We start from the raw sequence: 21976 nt of genomic DNA, 5'->3' as shown, positions 1-21976 counted from the left end.
CGATGAGACTCACCCTGCGCAAGAGCACGCCGCCCCCGTCGGGCCCCGACACGCTCGGGCCGGTCAAGGTCGACTCGCGCACCAAGGCGCTGACCAAGCGGTTGCAGCCCGGTGACGTCGCGGTCATCGACCACGTCGACATCGACCGCGTCGCGGCGGACGCCCTCGTGGCCGCGAAGCCGGCCGCCGTGCTCAACGCCGCGCGCTCCGTCTCCGGGCGCTACCCGAACCTCGGTCCGGAGATCCTCGTCGAGGCGGGGATCGTGCTCGTCGACGACCTGGGCCCGGCCGTGATGGCCGTGCCGGACGGCAGCGTGCTCCGCCTCGACGGGGACGGGGTGTACCTCGGCGAGGCCCTGGTGGCCGAGGGCGTGGTCCAGACGCCGGCGACGGTCGCGCAGAGCCTGGAGGAGGCGCGCGCCAACCTGTCGGTCGAGATCGAGTCGTTCGCCGAGAACACGATGGACTACCTGCGGCGCGAGCGGGACCTGCTCCTCGACGGCGTGGGCGTCCCCGACATCAGCACGCCCATCGACGGCCGGCAGGTGCTGATCGTCGTGCGCGGCTACCACTACCGCGAGGACCTCGCGACGCTGCGCCCGTACATCACCGAGTACCGCCCGGTGCTCATCGGTGTCGACGGCGGTGCGGACGCCATCATCGACGCGGGCTGGAAGCCCGACATGATCGTGGGCGACATGGACTCCGTGTCCGACCGCGCCCTGAGCAGCGGTGCCGAGATCGTCGTGCACGCCTACCGGGACGGCAAGGCGCCGGGGCTCGAGCGCGTCCGAGAGCTCGGCGTGGACCCCGTGGTCTTCCCGGCGACGGGCACGAGCGAGGACATCGCGATGCTGCTCGCGGACGACAAGGGCGCGGAGGTCATCGTGGCGGTGGGCACGCACGCGACGCTCGTCGAGTTCCTCGACAAGGGCCGTGCGGGCATGGCGAGCACCTTCCTCACGCGGCTGCGTGTCGGCGGCAAGCTCGTCGACGCCAAGGGCGTCTCGCGCCTGTACCGGCAACGCATCTCGAACCTGCAGCTCACGCTGCTGTCCCTCGCCGGGCTGTTCGCCGTCGTGATGGCCCTGTGGTCCACGTCCGCCGGTCAGACCTTCTTCGGACTGGTCGGCGCACGGGTCGACGACTTCACGTCCTGGGTCGGCGCCCTGTTCTCCGGGGGCTGAGCGCCCCGCGCCCGGACGACGCCGCCGTCGTCCGGTCCGGGGCTCCGAGCCCCGACGCGACGACCGTCGCGACGTCCGCACCTCCACCCGCCGCACCGACCGAAGGACACCGCCGCACAGTGATCGACTTCAGGTACCACATCGTCTCGTTGATCTCGGTCTTCCTCGCGCTCGCCGTCGGGATCATCCTTGGCGCCGGACCGCTGCAGGGTGCCATCGGCGAGCAGCTGACGGGCCAAGTCGAGCAGCTGCGCGTGGAGCGCAACGAGCTCCGCGACGAGCTCGACCGGACGAACGTGCGCCTCGACGAGGCGACGCGCTACATCGAGGCGGCCGGGCCGCAGCTCGTCGCCGACTCGCTGCCGCAGCGCCGCGTGGCCGTCGTCGACCTGGACGCCGGGGCGGGCGAGCGCGACGAGGAGGTCATCGCGCAGCTCGACGCGGCCGGGGCGAGCGTCGTGGCGCACGTGCGGCTCACGGACGCGTGGACGAGCGAGGACGAGGAGAGCGCCCGCGCCACGGTGGCGGACGGGCTCGGTGACAAGATCGGCGACGTGCCCGAGGACGCGACGGCGGACCAGCGCCTCGCGCGCGCCCTCGCCCTGTCGCTCACCGGTGTCTCCGCCGACGACCCGCAGACGCGCAGCCCCGAGGCGGTCGAGCTCGAGACGCTGCTCGAGCGCTTCGCGCTGGTCGACGTCGTGGCGGAGCAGGTGGCTCCCGCCGACCTGGTCCTCCTGCTGGCCGGGCCGGGACCGGACCCGGCGGAGCCTGCCGGGGAGTCGGGCGAGAGCGCCGCACCCTCGACGTACGTCGTCGACATCGAGGCGAGCGTCGCCGTCGCGGCGCAGGACGTCGCCCAGGCAGCGCTCGTCGCGGGCGCCACGACGGTGCCGGGCGACCTCGTGTCGACGATCCGCAGCTCGGAGGGGCTCGCCGCCACGGTGTCGACCGTGAGCGGCATCGAGAACCTGCCCGGCCGGATCAACGTGCCGCTCGGCCTCGCGGCACGCCTGGCCGGCCAGGTCGGCCACTACGGGTTCGAGGAGAGCGCTACGGCGGTCCTGCCGCCCGCGGTGGAGCTGCCGCCGGTGGTCCGGACCCCGGCCGGTGAGGCCGAGGGCGTCGAGGACGCGGGGGCGGCGTCGGGCGAGGGCGAGGGCTGAGCGTGGGACGCAGCGGGACGACGACCGTCGCCGGGGCCGTCGCCGCGGTGGTGACCGCCGCCGTCCGGCGCGGGCTCGGCGCACGACCGCCGGGCGGCGAGGAGCGCTGGACGCGCACGAACCACCGCGGCGAGCCCATCAGCCTGCTCGAAGGGCCCTCCGTCGCGGCCGGGCTGGTCGCCGGCGCGCTCCTCGGGGCGGGCGACGCGCGGACTCGGACCGCGACGGCGCTCGCCGCCGCGGGCGGCGGTGCCTTCGGCCTCGTCGACGACCTCGCGGAGGACACGTCGACGCGGAGGAAGGGGCTCAAGGGTCACCTCGGCGCGCTCGCGCGCGGTGAGCTCACGACCGGGGGGCTCAAGGTCCTGGGCATCGGGGCGACGTCGCTCGCCGCGGCCGCCCTGGGCACGCCGCGCCGCGGGCCCGTGCCGGCGCACCTCGTCGACGTCGCCGTGAACGGTGCGCTCGTCGCGGGGACGGCCAACCTCCTCAACCTTCTCGACCTGCGTCCCGGTCGCGCGCTCAAGTCCGCGGTCGCGGTGTCGGCGCCGTTCCTCGGCACGTCCGCCGCACCGACGACGGGCGCCGTGCTCGGCGCGGCCGCGGCCGCCGCGCGCGACGACCTCGGCGAGCGCGACATGCTGGGCGACTGCGGTGCGAACGCCCTGGGTGCCGTGCTCGGTACCCAGGTCGCGCTGGCGTCCCCGCGACCCGTGCGCTGGCTGGCGCTGGCGGGAGTCGTCGGGCTGACGTTCGCCAGCGAGCGGGTGAGCTTCTCGCGCGTCATCGACGGCAACGACGTGCTCCGGCGCGTCGACGCGTGGGGGCGGCGCCCCGCGTGACCGGGCGCGCCGGTCGTCTGCGCGCCGCGACCCAGACGCTCGCCGGCGCGGCGGTGATGATCACCGTCGTGACCGTCGCGAGCCGGCTCGTCGGCTTCGCGCGGTCGCTCGTCCTGTCCTCGACGCTCGGCACGGTGGGCGTCGGCACCGCGTACACGTCGGCGAACATCCTGCCGAACGTGCTCTTCGAGGTCGCCGCCGGCGGGGCGCTCGCGGGCGCCGTCGTGCCTCTCCTGGCGGGGCCCATCGCGCGCCGCTCCCGCGAGGACGTCTCGCGGATCGCCTCGGCCGTGCTCGGCTGGACGCTCCTCGTGCTCGTGCCGTTGGGTGCGCTGCTCGCCCTGCTCGCGGGGCCGATCGCGGTCGCGCTCATGTCGGAGGAGCACCCCGGGCTCGTCGACGTCACGGCCACGTTCGTGCGCGTGTTCGCGCTGCAGGTGCCGCTCTACGGCGTCGCGGTCGTGCTGGGCGGGATCCTGCAGGCGCACAAGCGGTTCTTCTGGCAGGCGCTGTCGCCGCTCCTGTCCAGTCTCGCGGTCATCGCGGTCTACCTCGTGTTCGTCGCCCTCGCCGACGGGAACCAGGCCGACGTCGCGGAGCTGTCCGGCAGGGCGATCGCGTGGCTCGGCTGGGGGACGACCGCGGGCGTCGCGGTCCTCGCGCTCCCGCTCGTCGGTCCGGTGCTGCGCACCGGCACCCGGCTGCGCCCACGTCTGCGCTTCCCGCACGGCGAGGGCGTGCGTGCCCGCAACCTCGCGCTCGCAGGCGTCGGCGCGCTCGTCGCCCAGCAGCTGTCGGTGCTCGCGACGATGTGGTCGGCCCTGCAGTTCGGGCCCCAGGCGACGTTCCCGACCTACACCTTCGTCCAGCAGGTCTACCTGCTCCCGTACGCCGTGCTCGCGTTCCCGCTCGCCACGAGCGCCTTCCCGCGCCTCGCCGAGCACGTCGCGCACGCCCGGCTCGACACGTTCCGCAGCCTGCTCGCCGTGACCACGCGCGCGCTGCTCGTCGTCGCCGGCATCGGCGTCGCCGCGCTCGTCGCCGCCTCGGAGGCGGTCGAGGCCGTGTTCGCGGTCATCGCGCGCTCGTCCGTCGACGGGCTCGGAGCCGGCGTCGCGTGGATGGCCCCCGGCGTCGTCGGGTTCGCGCTGATCCTCCACCTGTCGCGCGCCCTGTACACGATCGACCACCAGCGTGCCGCCGCCGTCGCGACGGTCGCGGGCTGGGCTGTCGTCGCGGTGGCGGCCCTCGCGCTGCCCGCGGCGACGGGCGTGCGCGACCAGCGGGGCGTGCTGTCGATGCTCGGCCTCGCCACGACGCTCGGGATGACGGTCGCCGGCGCGGCCCTGCTGCTCGGCGTCCACCGTCGCGCGGGCGGGGACGCGACGCGGTACGTGCCGCGCACCCTCGTCGTCGTCGGACTCTCGACCGCTGCCGGGGCGGCGCTCGGCTCCGCGCTGTCGGCGGCCCTGCTGCCCGAGGACGCGGGCGTGCCGGCAGCGCTCGGGGTCGGGCTGCTGGCCGCGACCGCCGCGGCGCTCGTCGTGGTGGGCGGCACGCTCCTGGCGGACCGTACTGCGCTGCTCGGGGTCCTGCGCCGCCGACGGTGAGGCGACGCACGTCGCGACGCGGATGCCGGCGTCGGGGCCGCTGTTAGGATGGAGTTCCGTGGCAGACCTCCTGAACCGGCCCTCCTCCCGCCCCAACGCCTCGGGTGCTCGTTCCGAGCACCGCACCGCGCACGTCTTCGTCACCGGCGGCGTCGCGTCCTCGCTCGGCAAGGGCCTGACCGCCTCGAGCCTCGGTCGTCTGCTCCGCTCGCGCGGCCTGCGCGTGACCATGCAGAAGCTCGACCCGTACCTCAACGTCGACCCCGGGACGATGAACCCGTTCCAGCACGGCGAGGTGTTCGTCACCGAGGACGGCGCCGAGACGGACCTCGACATCGGCCACTACGAGCGCTTCCTCGACGTCGACCTCGAGGCGTCGGCGAACGTCACCACGGGTCAGGTGTACTCGCAGGTGATCGCGCGCGAGCGGCGTGGCGAGTACCTCGGGGACACGGTCCAGGTCATCCCGCACATCACGGACGAGATCAAGTCCCGGATGCGCGCCCAGGCGGGCGAGGACGTCGACGTCATCATCACCGAGGTCGGCGGCACCGTCGGCGACATCGAGTCCCAGCCCTTCCTCGAGGCGGCGCGCCAGGTGCGCCACGAGCTCGGCCGCGACGACGTGTTCTTCCTGCACGTGTCGCTCGTGCCGTACATCGGGCCCTCCGGCGAGCTGAAGACGAAGCCGACGCAGCACTCGGTCGCCGCGCTGCGGTCGATCGGCATCCAGCCCGACGCGATCGTGCTCCGTGCGGACCGTGTCGTGCCCGAGCCCGTGAAGCGCAAGATCGCGCTCATGTGCGACGTGGACAACGAGGCCGTCGTGAACGCCGTGGACGCACCGAGCATCTACGACATCCCGCGCGTGCTGCACTCGGAGGGGCTCGACGCGTACGTCGTGCGCCGGCTCGGCCTGCCGTTCCACGACGTCGACTGGGACGGCTGGAGCCAGCTCCTGGAGCGCGTGCATCAGCCCGCGCACCAGGTCGAGGTCGCGCTCGTCGGCAAGTACATCGACCTGCCGGACGCGTACCTGTCCGTCACCGAGGCGCTGCGCGCCGGCGGTTTCGCCAACGACGCGAAGGTGACGATCCGCTGGGTCACCTCCGACGACTGCCAGACGCCCGAGGGTGCGGAGGACGCGCTCGGCGGGGTCGACGCGGTGCTCGTCCCCGGCGGCTTCGGCGTGCGTGGCATCGAGGGCAAGCTCGGTGCGCTGCGCTGGGCGCGCGAACGGCGCGTCCCGACGCTGGGCATCTGCCTGGGCCTGCAGTCGATGGTCATCGAGTACGCGCGCAACATCCTCGGCATCGAGGACGCCTCGTCCACGGAGTTCCACCCGGACACGCAGAACCCGGTCATCGCCACCATGGAGGAGCAGCTCGAGATCGTCGGCGGCGAGGGCGACCTCGGCGGCACGATGCGTCTCGGCTCCTACCCGGCCGCGCTGGTCCCCGGATCCGTCGTGGCCAAGGCGTACGGGTCCGAGCACGTCACCGAGCGCCACCGGCACCGGTACGAGGTGAACAACCTCTTCCGCGAGCAGCTCGAGGAGGCCGGCCTGGTGATCTCGGGCACGTCGCCGGACACGGCGCTGGTCGAGTTCGTCGAGCTGCCCGCGGACGTGCACCCGTACTACGTGAGCACGCAGGCGCACCCCGAGTTCAAGTCGCGCCCGACGCGTGCGCACCCCCTGTTCGCCGGCCTCGTCGCGGCCGCGCTCGAGATCCAGGCCGCCTGAGTGGACGCCGCGACGGCGTCAGCCGACGCCGCAGGGCCGGAGGTCGTCGACCTCCCGGCCCCGCGGCCCGTGCTGTCCACCGGTCTGGTGCACGAGGGGCGCGTGTTCGACCTGCGCGCCGACGACGTCGACCTCGGCGAGGGCGGGCGCGTGACGCGCGAGTACCTCGACCACCCGGGAGCGGTGGCCGTGGTCGCGCTCGACGACGACGACCGCGTGCTCCTGCTGCGCCAGTACCGGCACCCGGTGCGACGCGAGCTGTGGGAGCCGCCGGCGGGCCTGCTCGACGTCGAGGGCGAGGACGCCCGCGACGCGGCCGCGCGCGAGCTCGCCGAGGAGGCCGACCTGCGCGCGGGCCGCTGGGACGTGCTCGTCGACTACTACACGTCGCCCGGCGGGTCCAACGAGGCCCTGCGGGTGTTCCTCGCGCGCGACCTGTCGCCCGTCCCCGAGTACGAGCGGCACGAGCGCGAGGCCGAGGAGCGCGACATGGAGGCGCGCTGGGTCCCCCTCGACGACGTAGTCGCGGCCGTGCTCGCAGGACAGGTGCACAACCCGTCGGCCGTCGTCGGCATCCTGGCCGCCGCGACGTCCCGCGCGGGCGGGTGGGCGTCCTTGCGGCCGGCGGACGCACCCTGGCCCGAGCGCCGCGGCGTCTGACGTCCCGGGACGACGAGACACCCGCGGTCGTCCCTCCGCGGCGCCTGCGCAGGCTCGGGTAGCGTCCGGACGTGCTCACGACGCTGCCCGACCTGCTGCCCCTGCCCGCGGGCGGGCTCGAGATCGCCGACGCGAGGACGGGGCGGACCCGCTCCGCCGTCCTGGAGGCCTTCCGGATCGGGCGGACGGCGGTGACGGTCGGTGAGCACCGCCGTGTCCTGGACGCGGTCGGGTCAGGGGCTCGTCGTACGGAGGCGGGGGACCGCCTCCCGGTGCACGGGGTGACGTGGTTCGAGGCGGTGCGATGGTGCAACGCGGCGTCGCGGCTCGCAGGGGTGGAACCCGCCTACGACGTCGAGGGCAGGCGCGTGCGCTGGGACGTCGGGTCCGAGGGGTACCGGCTGCCCACCGAGGCCGAGTGGGAGTACGCGTGCCGAGCCGGGACGTCCGGTCCGACGTACGGCCCGCTGGGTACGGTCGCCTGGACCGCGGACGACGCCGTCGACGCGCCGCAACCCGTCGCGACCCGATCGCCGAACGCCTTCGGTCTGCACGACGTGCTCGGCAACGTCTGGGAGTGGTGCTGGGACTACGCGGACACCGCCAGGTACGGCGAGTACCGCAGCCTGCGCGGTGGCGGCTGGGCCGATCCGCCGTGGAGCGTCCGCGCGGGCGTACGGCGGGGGAGCGCGCCCGACGCGCGCATCGAGGACGTGGGCTTCAGGGTCGCTCGGGGCGCCGTCGGCGAGCCCGGTGTCCCCGCGGCCCAGGGCTGGTCGGACGCGGCGGACCGCGCCAGGGCACGGGTGCGGGGTCTCGTCCCGCTGGGCTGGACGCCGCTCTCGTTCCCCGAGGAGTGAGAGCTCGTGCCGCTCAGGCGCGGGTCCGCGTCGTGAGCACGGCGCGCGCCGTGCCGGCCACGAGGAGCGCGGAACCGAGCATGTGCAGCCCGACCAGCAGTGCAGGCAGCCCGGTGAAGTACTGCACGTAGCCGACCGCACCCTGCGCGAGCGTGATCGCGAGGAGCAACCAGGCCGCGCGCCGCACGACGGGCGACGCGCGGCGCACGCGCACGAGGTAGAGGACGAGGACCGCGACGAAGACCCAGACCGCCCAGGCGTGCAGCTTGCTCATGGCGGCCGGGTCGACGGCGAGACGGTAGCCGACCTCGTCGTCGCCGCTGTGCGGGCCTGCGCCCGTGGTGATGACGCCGAGCGTCACGACCGCCGCGGTGAGCGCCGCGAGGACCCACGCGGTGGCGCGCGTGGCGCGGTCGACGGTGGGCACGGGCGGGCCGTCGCCCTCGCCCGAGCGGTGCAGCAGCAGGAGGGACACGGCGACGAGCGCGGCCGAGACGAGGAAGTGCAACGACACCCAGCCCGGGTGCAGGTGCAGGAGCACGATGACGCCGCCGATCACGGCCTGCGCCGCGACGCCCAGCAGGGGCACGGCGCCGAGCAGACGGTAGGACAGCACGCGCGAGCGGTCGGTCCACACCAGCAGGAGCGCGAGAACGGCCACGACGCCGAGGACGCCGGTCAGCGTGCGGTTCCCGAACTCGACGAACTCGTGGTAGGTCGTCGCCGGGTGGAACTCGGCGCTGAACTGGCCGGGGTGGCACTGCGGCCACGTGGAGCACCCGAGCCCGGACCCGGTGAGCCGGACGGCCCCGCCCGTGACGATGATGCCGATCTGGGCGACGAGGTTCGCGACGAGCACCGGACGCGTCCAGCGCCGCCACGGGGCCAGGCGGTCACGCCGCGTCGGGGGAGCGCCGGCGGGTGCGCCGTCGTGGCCTGTCCGGTCCGCGTCGCCGGGAGGGATCGTCGGGCTCGTGCTCGTCACGCCACTACGGTATCCGCCCACGCCGCCCGGACAGGCCGGTCCCGGGACCCGCCGGGGTGACGTGCACGACGTCGGACCCCGGGCGTGGCGGGCCGTGGCGGGTAGCGTTCGGTGGATGGACGACGAGGAGGCCACCTGCACCGACAGCACGGCGCACGTCCCGCCGCCCGAGCACGACCGCCCCCTGCACGGGGCGCACTCGCACGACGCGTCGCGTGCGCGACAGATGTTGCGGAGGGTGACCGACCCGCCACGGCGGGTCATGCGGGAGACGACGCGCCCCTCGCTCGCGCACCCGGCGCTCCTGCCGGGGATCGGGGTGGAGAGCACGGACAAGGACTTCCGCACGAACAGGGCGGTGTTCGTCGTCGCGGCGGTCCTCACGGGGGCGTTCATCGTGTGGGGCGTGGTCGGCACCGAGTCGCTCACCCGGGCCTCGAGCCTCGCGCTCGGCTGGGTCTCGAGCTCGTTCGGCTGGCTGTTCTCCGTGCTGACGCTCGTGGTCTTCGGATTCATGCTGTGGCTCGGTCTCGGGCCCTACGGGGCCATCCGGCTCGGCCGTGACGACGAGGAGCCCGAGTTCTCGCGCACGTCGTGGATCGCGATGCTCTTCGCCGCGGGAATGGGCATCGGGCTGCTGTTCTTCGGGCCGTACGAGCCGCTCACCTACTTCCTCGACCTGCCCCCGGCGTTCGAGGAGCTCGAGCCCGCGTCCAACCGGGCGATGTTCGCCGCGACGTCGCAGGCGATGTTCCACTGGGGCCCGATGGCGTGGTCGTACTACGCGCTCGTGGGCGGGGCGATCGCGTACGCCGCGTACCGCAAGGGCCGCAGCCCGCTCATGTCGTCGCTGCTGGAGCCCATCTTCGGCGCTCGCACGCACGGCTGGGCCGGCGCCGTGATCGACGTCGCGGCCATCATCGTGACGCTCTTCGGCACGGCGGTGACGCTCGGCATCGGTGCCCTGCAGATCGGGCGGGGGCTCGAGCTCGTCGCCGGGATCGGTCCGGTGGGCAACGGAGCGGTCGTCGCGATCATCTGCGTGCTCACGATCGCCTTCATCGTCTCGGCCGTGTCGGGGATCAAGCGCGGCATCCGCGCCCTGTCGAACACCGCGATGGTGCTCACGGCGCTGCTGGGCCTCTTCGTGCTCGTCGTCGGCCCGACGGCATTCGTCCTCGCGTTCGTCCCGAGCGCGCTGGCCTCGTTCGTCGGCGACACCTTCACGCTCGCGGCGCAGAGCGCGGCCACCAGCGACGACGCCTCCGCGTTCATGAACGCGTGGACGACCTACTACTGGGCGTGGTGGGTCGCGTGGACGCCGTTCGTCGGGATCTTCGTCGCGAAGATCAGCCGCGGACGGACGCTGCGGGAGTTCGTCATGACGGTCATCCTCGCGCCCAGCCTCGTCACCATGGTGTGGTTCGGCATCGTGGGCGGGACGACGATGCGTCTCGAGCAGGGCGGCGCCGCGATCAGCGAGCGCGACTCGCCGCAGGACATGCTGTTCGGGCTGCTCGACGCCCTGCCGCTGAGCGGCGTCACCGCGGTGATCGCCATGGTGGCCATCGTCATCTACTTCGTGACGAGCGCGGACAGCGCGGCGCTCGTCATGGGCAGCCTGAGCCAGCGCGGCCGCCCCGAACCGTCCCCGTGGGTGACGATCACCTGGGGCGTGGCGCTCGCCGGGATCGCCGTCGTGATGCTCCTCGTGGGCGGACGGCAGGCCCTGGACGGGCTGCAGTCCCTCGTGATCGTCACGGCGCTGCCCTTCGCGTTCGTGCTCGTCCTCGTCATGGTGGCGTGGTCGCGGGACCTCGCCCGCGACCCGCTGGTCCTGCGGCGCAGGTACGCGCGCGAGGCGATCCGGCTCGGCGTCGCGCAGGCGATCGAGGACCACGGCGACGACTTCGTCTTCGCGGCCGGTGCCACGGAACCGCACCAGCCGTCCGCCGGCGACTGGCTGGACACGGACGACCCCGCGCTCACGCAGTGGTACGACGCTCACGACCAGGACGGAGCGCCCGAGTCGGGCGCAGGGGACCGGACCGCCCCCACGGACGGCGGCGTCCCGTCAGTGCCAGCGGAAGAGCCGGCTCGCGCCCCAGCCGAGCGCCGCCGTCCACCCGAGGAGGACGACGACGGAGAACGGCGGTAGCGCGCCGTCGATCAGCGCGCCCCGCATCGCCTCGCCGAGGGCGCCGGAGGGCAGCAGCAGCGCGACGTGCTGCAGCGGCCCGGGCAGCTGCTCGGCCGGGACGAGCACGCCTCCGCCCACGGTGAGCAGCACGAGCACGAGGTTGGCCACAGCGAGGACGCCCTCGGCGCGCAGCGTGCCCGCGAGGAGCATCGCGAGCGAGGTGAACGCGGCCGTCCCGAGGAGCGCGGCGAGGAGCGCCGCGGCGATGCCGGCGGCCTGCGGCTGCCAGCCGAGCCCGAGCGCGACGACCGTGACGACGACCACCTGGACGACCTCGACCGCCAGCACCCCGAGCACCTTGCCCGCGAGGAGGCCACCGCGACCCAAGGGCGTCGTCGACATGAGCCGCAGGACGCCGTTGCGCCGGTCGAAGGCGGTGGCGATGGCCTGGGACGTGAACGCCGTCGACATGACGGCGAGCGCGAGCACGCCGGGCGTCACGAAGTCGACCCGGGACGCGCCGCCGGTGTCGAGCTCGACGAACGACGTGAGGACGAGGCCCAGCAGCAGGAGGACGGGCAGGACGACCGTGACCAGCAGCTGCTCTCCGTTGCGCAGGATCATGCGGGTCTCGAAGGCCGTCTGCGCGACGACGCGGCGCCACGCGGGCGCGGGCGCCGGGGGAGCGACGTGGGCGTCCGCGGTGGGATCGGTGGCCGTGGTGGGAGCCGTCCGCGCAGGGCGGGTGTCGTCTTTCATCGCAGGTGCCGTCCCGTGAGGTCGAGGAAGACGTCCTCGAGCGTGCGGCGGCCGACGGTCACGCGCGCGGCGAGGACGCCCCGCGCGGCGAGCCACGTCGTGAGGGCGACGAGCGTGCCGGGGTCGGCCGGGCCCGTGAGCGAGTACGCACCCGGCCGGGCCTCGACGAGGGCCCACGAGCCCGGCAGCGCCGTGCGGAGGTCGTCGAGGTCGAGACCGGCCCGGGCCTCGAACCGCACGGTGCGCTCGGGCAGCCCGTCAGGCGACCCGTCGGGCACGGTCGTCCTCGGGGCCGTCCCGGCGGCGTGCTCGGACTCGAGGAGCGCGCGCGTCGTCCCGGCGGCGATGACCCGGCCGTGGTCGACGACGTACACCTGGTCGGCGAGGTCCTCGGCCTCGTCCATGAGGTGCGTCGTGAGCACGATGCCCACGCCGTCGGCGCGCAGCTCGCGCACGAGCTCCCACACGGCGTGCCGGCTCTGCGGGTCCATGCCCGCGCTCGGCTCGTCGAGGAAGACCACGTCGGGCCGCCCGACCACCGCCGCGGCGAGGGCGAGGCGCTGGCGCTGACCGCCCGAGAGACGTCGCACGGTCGTGCGGGCGAAGCCGCCCAGCCCGAGCCGTTCGGAGAGCTCGTCGACGTCGCGCGGCCGGGCGTACATCGACGCGACGTGGCGCAGCATCTCGAGCGCCCGCACGCCCGTGGGGAGCCCGCCGTCCTGCAGCATGACCCCGACGCGAGGACGGAGCTCGCGCGCGTCGGCCAGCGGGTCGAGCCCGAGGACCCGCACCTCGCCGGCGTCGGGGGACCGCAGGCCCTCGCAGCACTCGACCGTCGTCGTCTTGCCCGCGCCGTTGGGGCCGAGGACTGCCGTGACGGCCCCGCGCTCGGCGACGAGGTCCACGCCGTCCACGACGGCGCGACCGTCGTAGCGCTTGACGAGGTCGCGCACGAGCACGGCGGGGTCGACGGGCACCCGGCGATCCTAGTGCCCGCGCGCGCCCGTCCCGGCGGCCCCGCCCGCGTTGTCGCGCGCGTCACAGCGGGGGCTGTGAGGCACACCTTGCTTGCGCGGGAACAATTAGGGAACAACCATGTTGTCTATATCTGGGCCGCGTGGTGCCCGCGGGCGCCCCGGGCGTCGCGCACCACGGCCCGCAGCACCGTCCGGCACGGGACCACCAGGAGGTGAGCATGGCCGCAGGGACCGTCCGTCCGCCCGCGACGCAGCGCGCCGTCGCGCACCCCGCCCAGCCTGCCCCCGCCCGCGCGTCCTCCGAGGCCGACCGCCGCACGCGCGAGCGCGTCCTCGAGCTCGTCGCCACCGCGGGCCCCGTGAGCGCCGCCGACCTCGCCGCGACGCTCGGGCTCACCCCGGCCGCGGTCCGCCGGCACCTCGCGCTCCTGGAGGACGACGACCTCGTCGCCGTCCACGACGCCGGGCACGCCACCGGCATGCGCGGTCGGCCCGCGCGGCGCTACGTCGCGACGGCCGCCGGCCAGGGCGAGCTGTCCGGGACGTACGCCGACCTCGCCACGGACGCCCTGCGCTTCCTGCGCGACGTCGCCGGCCCGGAAGCCGTCGAGCGCTTCGCCCAGGACCGCCTCAGCGGGCTCGCGGACCGCTACGCCGCCCGGCTCGACGCCGAGGACGTCGAGGGCAGGGCTTCCCAGCTCGCCGAGGCGCTCGCGGACGACGGCTACGCGGCCAGCGTGCGCCCCGTCGCGGGCGCCCGGGCGCTGCAGCTGTGCCAGGGCCACTGCCCCGTGCAGCACGTCGCCGAGGAGTTCCCGCAGCTGTGCGAGGCGGAGGCCCAGGTCTTCGCCCGGCTGCTCGGGTCCCACGTGCAGCGCCTGGCGACCCTCGCCGGCGGCGGGCACGCGTGCACGACGAACGTCCCCCTCCGACCCTCGACCCCCGACCGATACTGACCGCCCCCTCCGCATCGACGGACAGTGGAAGGACAACCATGAGCGCTCCCACCCAGGACGCCGCCGGCGTGGCACAGCCCGTCGACGACAAGCGCAGCGACGAGGAGATCATCGCCTCGATCGGTGCCTACGAGTACGGCTGGCACGACAGCGACGAGGCCGGCGCGATCGCGCAGCGCGGCCTGTCCGAGGACGTCGTGCGCAACATCTCGGCGCTGAAGAACGAGCCCGAGTGGATGCTCAAGTCCCGGCTCAAGGCCCTGCGCCTGTTCGACAAGAAGCCGATGCCGAGCTGGGGCTCGGACCTCACGGGCATCGACTTCGACAAGATCAAGTACTTCGTGCGCTCGACCGAGAAGCAGGCCACGAGCTGGGAGGACCTGCCGGAGGACATCCGCGCCACGTACGACCGGCTCGGCATCCCGGAGGCGGAGAAGCAGCGCCTCGTCGCCGGCGTCGCCGCGCAGTACGAGTCCGAGGTCGTCTACCACCAGATCCGTGAGGACCTCGAGGCGCAGGGCGTCATCTTCGTCGACACGGACACCGGCCTGCGCGAGCACCCGGAGCTCTTCCAGGAGTACTTCGGCACGGTCATCCCGTCGGGCGACAACAAGTTCGCGGCGCTCAACTCGGCCGTGTGGTCGGGCGGGTCGTTCGTCTACGTGCCCCCGGGCGTGCACGTCGAGATCCCGCTGCAGGCCTACTTCCGCATCAACACGGAGAACATGGGCCAGTTCGAGCGGACGCTGATCATCGCCGACGAGGGCTCGTACGTGCACTACGTCGAGGGCTGCACCGCGCCGATCTACTCGAGCGACTCGCTGCACTCCGCGGTCGTCGAGATCGTCGTCAAGAAGAACGCGCGCGTGCGCTACACGACCATCCAGAACTGGTCGAACAACGTGTACAACCTCGTCACCAAGCGGGCGACCGCGGCCGAGGGCGCGACGATGGAGTGGGTCGACGGCAACATCGGCTCCAAGGTGACGATGAAGTACCCGGCGATCTACCTGCTGGGCGAGCACGCCCGTGGCGAGACGCTGTCCATCGCGTTCGCGGGCGAGGGCCAGCACCAGGACGCGGGCGCGAAGATGGTGCACGCCGCACCGCGCACGTCGTCCTCGATCGTGTCGAAGTCGGTCGCGCGCGGAGGCGGTCGCACGTCCTACCGCGGTCTCGTCCAGGTGCTCGAGGGCGCCGAGCACTCCGCCTCGACCGTGCTGTGCGACGCGCTGCTGGTCGACCAGATCTCGCGCTCCGACACCTACCCGTACGTCGACGTCCGCGAGGACGACGTGTCCATGGGGCACGAGGCGACGGTCTCCCGCGTGAGCGAGGACCAGCTGTTCTACCTCATGTCCCGGGGCATGGAGGAGACCGAGGCGATGGCCATGATCGTGCGCGGGTTCGTCGAGCCCATCGCGCGCGAGCTGCCCATGGAGTACGCGCTCGAGCTCAACCGCCTCATCGAGCTGCAGATGGAAGGGTCCGTCGGCTGATATGACCACCCCAGTGACCACGGAAGAGTCCACCGCCGGGCCCGCGCAGGGCCTGAGCACCGACCACTCGCGCGCGGCGGCCGACGGCGCGCACTCCCACGGCGTCGTCCCGCAGGGCTCGCGCGCGGAGCGCCTGACCTCGTTCGACCTCGCCGACATCCCCGTGCCCTCCGGGCGCGAGGAGGAGTGGCGCTTCTCGCCCGTCGCGCGCCTCGCGCCGTTGTTCGAGGCCTCGCTCGTCGGGCAGTCCGGGGGCGGCGACGTGCGCGTCACCGTCGTCGAGGCCCCCGAGGTGCAGGTGTCGATCGTCGGCCGCGGCGACGAGCGGCTCGGCACCGCCGGCAGGCCCGGCGACCGCACCGCCGTCACCGCGTGGAACGAGTTCGAGCAGGCGACGGTCATCACCGTGCCGAAGGAGGCCGTCGCGTCCGACGTCACGTCGGTGCGCGTCGAGGGGCACGGCCCCACGCCGACCGCGAGCCACGTCCTCGTGCGCGCCGAGCGGCACTCGGAAGCCGTCGTCGTGCTCGACCACGTCGGGTCCGCGACGCTGACCGAGACGGTCGAGATCGTCGTCGAGGACGGCGCGCAGCTGACCGTCGTGTCGGTCCAGGACTGGGCGGACGGTGCCGTCCACGCGTCCTCCCACCGCGCCCGCATCGGCCGCGACGCGCGCCTCAAGCACGTCGTCGTGACGCTCGGGGGCGACGTCGTGCGCGTCACCCCGGACGCCGAGTTCACGGCCGAGGGCGGCGAGGTCGAGATGGTCGGCCTGTACTTCGCGGACGCGGACCAGCACCAGGAGCACCGCCTGTTCGTCGACCACGCCGTCCCGCGCTGCAAGAGCCGCGTGACGTACAAGGGCGCGCTGCAGGGCGAGGGCGCGCACGCGGTGTGGGTGGGCGACGTGCTCATCCGCGCCGAGGCCGAGGGCACCGACACGTACGAGCTCAACCGCAACCTGGTCCTCACCGACGGGGCGCGCGCGGACTCCGTGCCGAACCTCGAGATCGAGACCGGCGAGATCGAGGGCGCGGGCCACGCGTCGGCGACCGGCCGGTTCGACGACGAGCAGCTGTTCTACCTGCAGGCCCGCGGCATCCCGGAGACCGACGCGCGGCGCCTCGTCGTGCGCGGCTTCTTCGCGGAGCTCATCGCCGAGATCGGCGTCGAGTCGGTCGAGCAGCGCCTGATCGAGGCCATCGAGCGCGAGCTGAGCAAGTCGATGAGCGTGATCGAGGGCACCGCCGAGGGCGTGGCGTGACAGCACAGCTCGCCTGCACCACCGCGGACCTCGGCCCCGAGGAGGCGCTGCGCGTCGAGCTCGCGTCCGCCGACGGCGCCACGGTGGAGGTCGCCGTCGTACGCGACGGCGACGGCGGGTGGCACGCCATCTCCGACATCTGCTCGCACGGGGCCGTGTCGCTGTCCGACGGCGAGGTGGAGGGCTGCTTCGTCGAGTGCTGGCTGCACGGCTCGCAGTTCGACGTGCGGACCGGCCAGCCGACGGCGCTGCCCGCGATGCGGCCCGTGCCCGTCTACCCGGTCACCGTCGAGGGCGAGAAGGTGCTCGTCGACGTCGACCGGACTCTCGGGGCGGCCTGACCCGCGGCACCCCGTACGTCGCACACCTGATCGCCCGGCCGGCGCGACCGGCCCCCCTGAACCTCACGACCGAACTCCTGGGAGAACCACGAATGTCCACTCTCGAGATCCGCGACCTGCACGTCAGCGTCGAGACCAAGGAAGGGCCGAAGCCGATCCTGCGCGGCGTCGACCTCACCATCAACAGCGGCGAGGTCCACGCCATCATGGGCCCCAACGGCTCGGGCAAGTCCACGCTCGCGTACTCCATCGCCGGCCACCCGAAGTACCAGGTGACGAGCGGTTCCGTGACGCTCGACGGCGAGGACGTGCTGGAGATGAGCGTGGACGAGCGCGCCCGTGCCGGCATGTTCCTCGCGATGCAGTACCCCGTCGAGGTCCCGGGCGTCTCCGTCTCGAACTTCCTGCGCACCGCCAAGACCGCGATCGACGGCGAGGCCCCCGCGCTGCGCCACTGGGTCAAGGACGTCAAGGGCGCCATGGAGCGTCTGCGCATGGACGAGTCCTTCGCCGAGCGCTCGGTGAACGAGGGCTTCTCCGGCGGCGAGAAGAAGCGCCACGAGATCCTCCAGATGGAGCTGCTCAAGCCCAAGTTCGCCGTCCTCGACGAGACGGACTCCGGGCTCGACGTGGACGCGCTGCGCGTGGTGTCCGAGGGCGTGAACCGCGTCCACGGCTCGACCGACGCGGGCATCCTGCTCATCACGCACTACACGCGCATCCTGCGCTACATCAAGCCGGACTTCGTCCACGTCTTCGTCGACGGCAAGGTCGCCGAGGAGGGTGGCCCGGAGCTGGCCGACCGCCTCGAGTCCGAGGGCTACGACCGCTACCTCGGCGGCTCGGTCGAGTCCGCCGCGGCGGCGTCCGCCTGACGCGGCCCGACCGACACCGACCGACTGCCGGACCGGCACCGGAGGAGACGACCATGACGACCACCGCGCCCGCCGCACGTCCCGGCCCCGAGCAGCCCGCCCGCCTCAGCGCGGGCGAGCTCGCGGCCGTGCGCGCGGACTTCCCGCTCCTCGAGCGCACCGTGCGCGGTGGTCGTCCGCTCGTCTACCTCGACTCCGCCGCCACGTCGCAGAAGCCGCAGGTCGTCCTCGACACCGAGGTCGACTTCTACGAGCAGCGCAACGCCGCCGTGCACCGCGGTGCGCACCAGCTCGCCGAGGAGGCCACCGAGGCGTTCGAGGACGCCCGGGCGGACGTCGCGACGCTCGTCGGCGCGCGCCCGGGCGAGATCGTGTGGACGTCCGGTGCGACGGCCGCGATCAACCTCGTCGCGTACGGGATCTCCAACGCCACGCTGGGCCGCGGGGGAGAGGCGGCGCGCCGCTTCGCGCTCGCCCCGGGCGACGAGATCGTCGTCACCGAGGCGGAGCACCACGCCAACCTCGTGCCGTGGCAGGAGCTCGCCGCCCGTACGGGCGCCGTGCTGCGCTGGTTCGAGGTGGACGACGACGGCCGCGTGCGCGTCGAGGACGCCGCCTCCGTCATCACGGAGCGCACGCGCGTCGTCGCGTTCACGCACGTGTCGAACGTGACGGGTGCGATCACGCCGGTCGCGCCGCTCGTCGCGCGGGCGCGCGAGGTGGGCGCTCTCACCGTGCTGGACGCGTGCCAGTCCGTGCCGCACGTGCCCGTCGACCTGCCGGCCCTGGGCGTCGACTTCGCCGCGTTCTCCGCGCACAAGATGCTCGGGCCCACGGGGGTCGGTGCGCTCTACGGGCGGCGCGAGCTGCTCGAGGCGCTGCCGCCCGTGACGACGGGCGGGTCGATGATCGAGGTCGTCACGATGGCCGAGTCGAGCTACATGGCGCCGCCCCAGCGCTTCGAGGCCGGCACGCCCGCGGTGGCCCAGGTCGTCGGGTTCGGCGCCGCCGCGCGCTACCTGCACGAGCTCGGCATGGAGGCCGTCGAGGCGCACGAGCACGAGCTCGCGGCCGAGCTCCTGCGCATCGCGGAGGTCCCGGGCGTGCGGGTCATGGGGCCGCGCGACCCGCAGGACCGGATCGCGGTCGTGTCGTTCGTCGTGGACGGCGTGCACGCGCACGACGTCGGGCAGGTGCTCGACGACGCGGGCATCGCGGTGCGCGTGGGGCACCACTGCGCGCAGCCGCTGCACCGGCGCCTCGGCGTCGCGGCGACGGCTCGCGCGTCCGCGTCGGTGTACACCACGCGTGACGACGTCGACGCGTTCCGGGAAGCACTCGCGGGGGTCCGTGCGTTCTTCTCGGTGGACCGATGAGGGAGGCCCGATGAGCTCGCTCGAGCAGATGTACCAGCAGGTCATCCTCGACCACGCGAAGAGCCCGCACGGGCGAGGGCTGGTCGAGGCGGCCGACGCCACGACTCACGGCCAGTCGCACCAGGTGAACCCGACGTGCGGCGACGAGGTGACGCTGCGCGTGGAGATCGGTGGAGCCGGAGGTGCTGCGGGGAGCGGCCCGGCGCAGCACACCATCTCCCGGGTGAGCTGGGAGGGGCAGGGCTGCAGCATCTCGCAGGCCTCGCTGTCCGTCCTCACGGACCTGGTCACCGGTCGGCCGGTGGACGAGGCCGAGCACCTCGGCGAGGTCTTCCGCGAGCTCATGGGCTCGCGGGGCAAGGGCCTCGACGACGACGCGGAGGACGAGCTCGGTGACGCGACCGCGTTCACCGGTGTCTCCCGCTACCCTGCCCGTATCAAGTGCGCCCTGCTCGGCTGGGCGGCTCTGCGGGACTCGCTCGTGACCTCGGGCGCCCTCGACGGGACCGGCACCACGAACGTCACCGAACCCGCCGGCGCGGCACCGAGCGCGCCCGGCACGACGGAGGAGAACCGATGAGCACCGACACCGGCGCGCCCGAGGGCGTCGCACCGAGCCCGCCCACCGTGGCGGACGTCGAAGAGGCCATGCGCGACGTCATCGATCCCGAGCTCGGCATCAACGTCGTCGACCTCGGCCTCGTGTACGGCGTCCAGATCGACCAGAACAACCACGCGGTCATCGACATGACGCTCACGTCCGCGGCGTGCCCGCTGACCGACGTCATCGAGGACCAGTCCGCGCAGGCGCTCGACGGGCTCGTCGACGGCTTCCGCGTCAACTGGGTCTGGATGCCGCCGTGGGGCCCGGAGAAGATCACCGACGACGGCAAGGACCAGCTGCGCGCGCTGGGCTTCAACGTCTGAGCACCGGACGGCGTTCTCGCTGCCTCCCTGTGCGCCGGAGACCATCCGCCTGCGCCCGTGCGGGCTGACGACCTCCGCGCTCGCCGACCGACGCCGCGTCCCCTCGGGGGCGCGGCGTCGGGCTGTCTGGAGCCGTCCGACGCGCGTCGTGCCGCGCACGGGGCGAGCCGCCCCACCGACGTCGCTGTTCACGATCCGGTTGCGATCCTTCTGGGGCGTTGACGAAGAGTGTCCCGAGTGGTGCGATATGGGCGCCCCCCACCACTTCTCGGAGGACGACGTGACACAGCAGGACCAGACCGGCTCGGGCGGTTCCCCGCGGCAGGTGCGCTACCGCGGCAGGTATCTCCCGATGGTCGCGGTGGTCGTCGCGGCGACGATCGCCACGGCCCTGGCCTACAGCGGCATGGTCCTGTTCGGCCTCGAGGTCGCGCACATGTCGCCGCTCGAGGCGTACGGCCTGGCGGGCTTCCTCGAGGTCAGCCTCGTCGCCGTCGCGCTCATGGCGCGCAACGCCGCGCTGGAGGGCCGCCCGTACGGCGTCCTCCTCACCCTCACCTGGGTGCTCTCGGGCACCTCGGGCGTGTTCGCTGCGCTGCACGAGGTCGCGGTCCCGACCGAGAGCACGCCCTACATGGTGGTGTTCCGGTTCGTACCGCCGCTGGTCGCCGCGCTCATGTGGCACCTCGCCCTCGTGGGGGAGCGGCACATGGTCACGGGTCACACCCTCGAGGAGCGTCGCCGTGAGGCACGGGTCCACGGGTACGTCTCCGCGCTGGAGCAGTGGCGCGACGCGCGCGCCGACAGCGCGGGCGCGCCCGCGGACCTGCGCAAGGTCCGTGCCGCGCACGAGCGGCAGCGCGCCGCCCGGGACGCAGCGCTCAAGCTGCTGACGGTCGAGGACTTCGAGCGCCGCATGCAGGTCTGGGTCGACCGGCTCGAGGCCGCGGAGCGCCACGGCAACCGGCTCGACCGCATCGGGGCGAGCTCCGTCAAGCGCGGCACCGCCCGCCGGTCGGCGGAGGCCTCCGGATCGGCAGGGGCCTCCGAGGCCTCCGGGGCCGTCGCCCGGACCGCCCCGCCCGCCGATCGGCTCGTGGAGGCGCGCGACCTCGAGTCCCTCGTGCCGGAGCCGGCGCGCGACGCCGCCGGCCCCGCCGTCGCGGTCGCACGGACGGACGAGCCGGCCCCCGAGCAGCACGCTGCGGCGGCGCCCGCCGAGAGCCCCGCCGCCGAGCCGGAGAACGGGCTCGAGCAGCCCTACACGCCCCGGACCACCACCTTCGAGGCGCTTCCCGATCTCGAGGCGCGGGTGAAGGAGCTGTTCGAGCGCACGCGACCGCTCCCCTGGGAGCAGCCCGTCCCGGAGGACACCGCGACGCCGTCGGCCACGGAGCCGTCGGCCGTGACCGGTCACACCCGACGCGTCGAGGTGTTCAATCTCCCTGGCTCCGGGGACGCCGCGCAGGCCTCGGCCACCGGGCCCTCCGTCGAGGAGGACCCGGCGGCCGAGCGCGACCGCCGCATCGTCGAGCTCGCTCGTCAGGGCATGAACCAGCGTGAGATCGCCGAGCAGGTCTCGGCGTCGCGCTCGACCGTCAGCCGCGTCGTGCGCCGCTACGAGGACCAGAAGCCCGCGGCGCACGGCGACCGCGAGCTCGCGAACGCCTGACGCGGGCGTACCGCACGGCGCCGTCGCGTCCGGGCGGAGGCCCTTCCGGGGGGATGTCGGGGACCTTGGTCCCGCGCGTCCGATTCGTCCGGTGTGAGCGGGATAGTGTCGGAACCGGCGTCGACCGGTGCGGGGC

Annotated in this window: 20 protein-coding genes; 17 read left to right on the top strand and 3 right to left on the bottom strand. The window is 73.7% G+C overall.

The features are described from left to right. The first annotated feature begins 2 nt into the window (after window positions 1–2). The 7 genes from steA (at window position 3) to ACFTZA_RS15675 (ending at window position 8069) form a co-directional block, all read left to right on the top strand. Entirely contained in the window at window positions 3–1187 is a 1185-nt protein-coding gene (gene steA / locus ACFTZA_RS15705) for a putative cytokinetic ring protein SteA (RefSeq protein ID WP_378196913.1), read from the top strand. Between the two features lie 119 nt (window positions 1188–1306). Then, complete coding sequence (locus tag ACFTZA_RS15700; RefSeq protein WP_378196910.1) at window positions 1307–2353, top strand: copper transporter; 1047 nt, start codon at window positions 1307–1309, stop codon at window positions 2351–2353. A gap of 2 nt (window positions 2354–2355) precedes the next feature. Then, the gene (locus ACFTZA_RS15695; protein WP_378196907.1) at window positions 2356–3195 is read left to right on the top strand and encodes a hypothetical protein; all 840 of its coding nucleotides are present in this window, start codon (window positions 2356–2358) and stop codon (window positions 3193–3195) included. Continuing rightward, a complete protein-coding gene (gene murJ, locus ACFTZA_RS15690; protein ID WP_378196905.1) occupies window positions 3192–4805 on the top strand; it encodes a murein biosynthesis integral membrane protein MurJ in 1614 nt (537 codons plus the stop codon). Before ACFTZA_RS15695 ends, murJ begins: the two co-directional genes overlap by 4 nt. A gap of 58 nt (window positions 4806–4863) precedes the next feature. Further along, window positions 4864–6549 (top strand): CTP synthase, encoded by a 1686-nt coding sequence (locus tag ACFTZA_RS15685; protein WP_378196901.1) that lies wholly within the window; start codon window positions 4864–4866, stop codon window positions 6547–6549. After that, window positions 6550–7209, top strand: a complete 660-nt coding sequence (locus ACFTZA_RS15680) for an NUDIX domain-containing protein (protein ID WP_378196898.1) — start codon at window positions 6550–6552, stop codon at window positions 7207–7209. A 71-nt stretch (window positions 7210–7280) separates the two neighbouring features. Then, window positions 7281–8069: a formylglycine-generating enzyme family protein gene (locus ACFTZA_RS15675; RefSeq protein WP_378196895.1), complete on the top strand. Its 789-nt coding sequence runs from the start codon at window positions 7281–7283 to the stop codon at window positions 8067–8069. A gap of 13 nt (window positions 8070–8082) precedes the next feature. On the opposite strand, the gene ACFTZA_RS15670 is transcribed toward ACFTZA_RS15675, so the two are convergent. Further along, window positions 8083–9054 carry a heme A synthase gene (locus ACFTZA_RS15670; RefSeq protein WP_378196892.1) on the bottom strand — a complete coding sequence of 324 codons (972 nt, stop codon included), beginning with the start codon at window positions 9052–9054 and terminating at the stop codon, window positions 8083–8085. Window positions 9055–9169: 115 nt separating this feature from the next. On the opposite strand from ACFTZA_RS15670, the gene ACFTZA_RS15665 reads away from it, so the two are divergent. Continuing rightward, window positions 9170–11212, top strand: coding sequence for a BCCT family transporter (locus tag ACFTZA_RS15665; protein ID WP_378196890.1), 2043 nt, complete (start codon window positions 9170–9172; stop codon window positions 11210–11212). On the opposite strand, the gene ACFTZA_RS15660 is transcribed toward ACFTZA_RS15665, so the two are convergent. Beyond that, a complete protein-coding gene (locus ACFTZA_RS15660; RefSeq protein ID WP_378196887.1) occupies window positions 11129–11953 on the bottom strand; it encodes an ABC transporter permease in 825 nt (274 codons plus the stop codon). The genes ACFTZA_RS15665 and ACFTZA_RS15660 overlap by 84 nt on opposite strands. Then, window positions 11950–12930, bottom strand: a complete 981-nt coding sequence (locus tag ACFTZA_RS15655; RefSeq protein WP_378196884.1) for an ABC transporter ATP-binding protein — start codon at window positions 12928–12930, stop codon at window positions 11950–11952. The genes ACFTZA_RS15660 and ACFTZA_RS15655 overlap by 4 nt, the downstream gene beginning before the upstream one ends. Before the next feature lie 140 nt (window positions 12931–13070). Here ACFTZA_RS15655 and ACFTZA_RS15650 point away from each other — a divergent pair, with 140 nt between their 5' ends. The 9 genes from ACFTZA_RS15650 to ACFTZA_RS15610 all read left to right on the top strand — a co-directional run bounded on the left by ACFTZA_RS15650 (window position 13071) and on the right by ACFTZA_RS15610 (window position 21840). Next, the gene (locus tag ACFTZA_RS15650; protein WP_378196881.1) at window positions 13071–13886 is read left to right on the top strand and encodes a helix-turn-helix transcriptional regulator; all 816 of its coding nucleotides are present in this window, start codon (window positions 13071–13073) and stop codon (window positions 13884–13886) included. A 38-nt stretch (window positions 13887–13924) separates the two neighbouring features. Next, window positions 13925–15385: a Fe-S cluster assembly protein SufB gene (gene sufB, locus ACFTZA_RS15645; protein ID WP_378196879.1), complete on the top strand. Its 1461-nt coding sequence runs from the start codon at window positions 13925–13927 to the stop codon at window positions 15383–15385. 1 nt (window position 15386) lies between these two features. Further along, window positions 15387–16649 carry a Fe-S cluster assembly protein SufD gene (sufD, locus tag ACFTZA_RS15640; protein ID WP_378196876.1) on the top strand — a complete coding sequence of 421 codons (1263 nt, stop codon included), beginning with the start codon at window positions 15387–15389 and terminating at the stop codon, window positions 16647–16649. Further along, a complete protein-coding gene (locus ACFTZA_RS15635; RefSeq protein WP_378196873.1) occupies window positions 16646–16990 on the top strand; it encodes a non-heme iron oxygenase ferredoxin subunit in 345 nt (114 codons plus the stop codon). Before sufD ends, ACFTZA_RS15635 begins: the two co-directional genes overlap by 4 nt. Window positions 16991–17082: 92 nt before the next feature. Next, entirely contained in the window at window positions 17083–17865 is a 783-nt protein-coding gene (sufC, locus tag ACFTZA_RS15630; RefSeq protein ID WP_378196870.1) for a Fe-S cluster assembly ATPase SufC, read from the top strand. Between the two features lie 53 nt (window positions 17866–17918). Next, the gene (locus ACFTZA_RS15625; protein WP_378196868.1) at window positions 17919–19241 is read left to right on the top strand and encodes a cysteine desulfurase; all 1323 of its coding nucleotides are present in this window, start codon (window positions 17919–17921) and stop codon (window positions 19239–19241) included. 10 nt (window positions 19242–19251) lie between these two features. Next, window positions 19252–19821: a Fe-S cluster assembly sulfur transfer protein SufU gene (gene sufU / locus ACFTZA_RS15620; RefSeq protein WP_378196865.1), complete on the top strand. Its 570-nt coding sequence runs from the start codon at window positions 19252–19254 to the stop codon at window positions 19819–19821. Continuing rightward, window positions 19818–20168: a metal-sulfur cluster assembly factor gene (locus tag ACFTZA_RS15615; RefSeq protein ID WP_378196862.1), complete on the top strand. Its 351-nt coding sequence runs from the start codon at window positions 19818–19820 to the stop codon at window positions 20166–20168. Before sufU ends, ACFTZA_RS15615 begins: the two co-directional genes overlap by 4 nt. A 280-nt stretch (window positions 20169–20448) precedes the next feature. Beyond that, entirely contained in the window at window positions 20449–21840 is a 1392-nt protein-coding gene (locus tag ACFTZA_RS15610; protein WP_378196859.1) for a helix-turn-helix domain-containing protein, read from the top strand. Window positions 21841–21976 lie beyond the last annotated feature (136 nt).

The sequence above is a fragment of the Cellulosimicrobium sp. NPDC057127 genome, from assembly GCF_042670945.1.
In the GTDB taxonomy this organism is placed as follows: Bacteria; Actinomycetota; Actinomycetes; order Actinomycetales; family Cellulomonadaceae; genus Cellulosimicrobium.
Note: the sequence above shows the minus strand (reverse complement) of the source record. Positions and strands in the feature narration are given on the sequence as shown.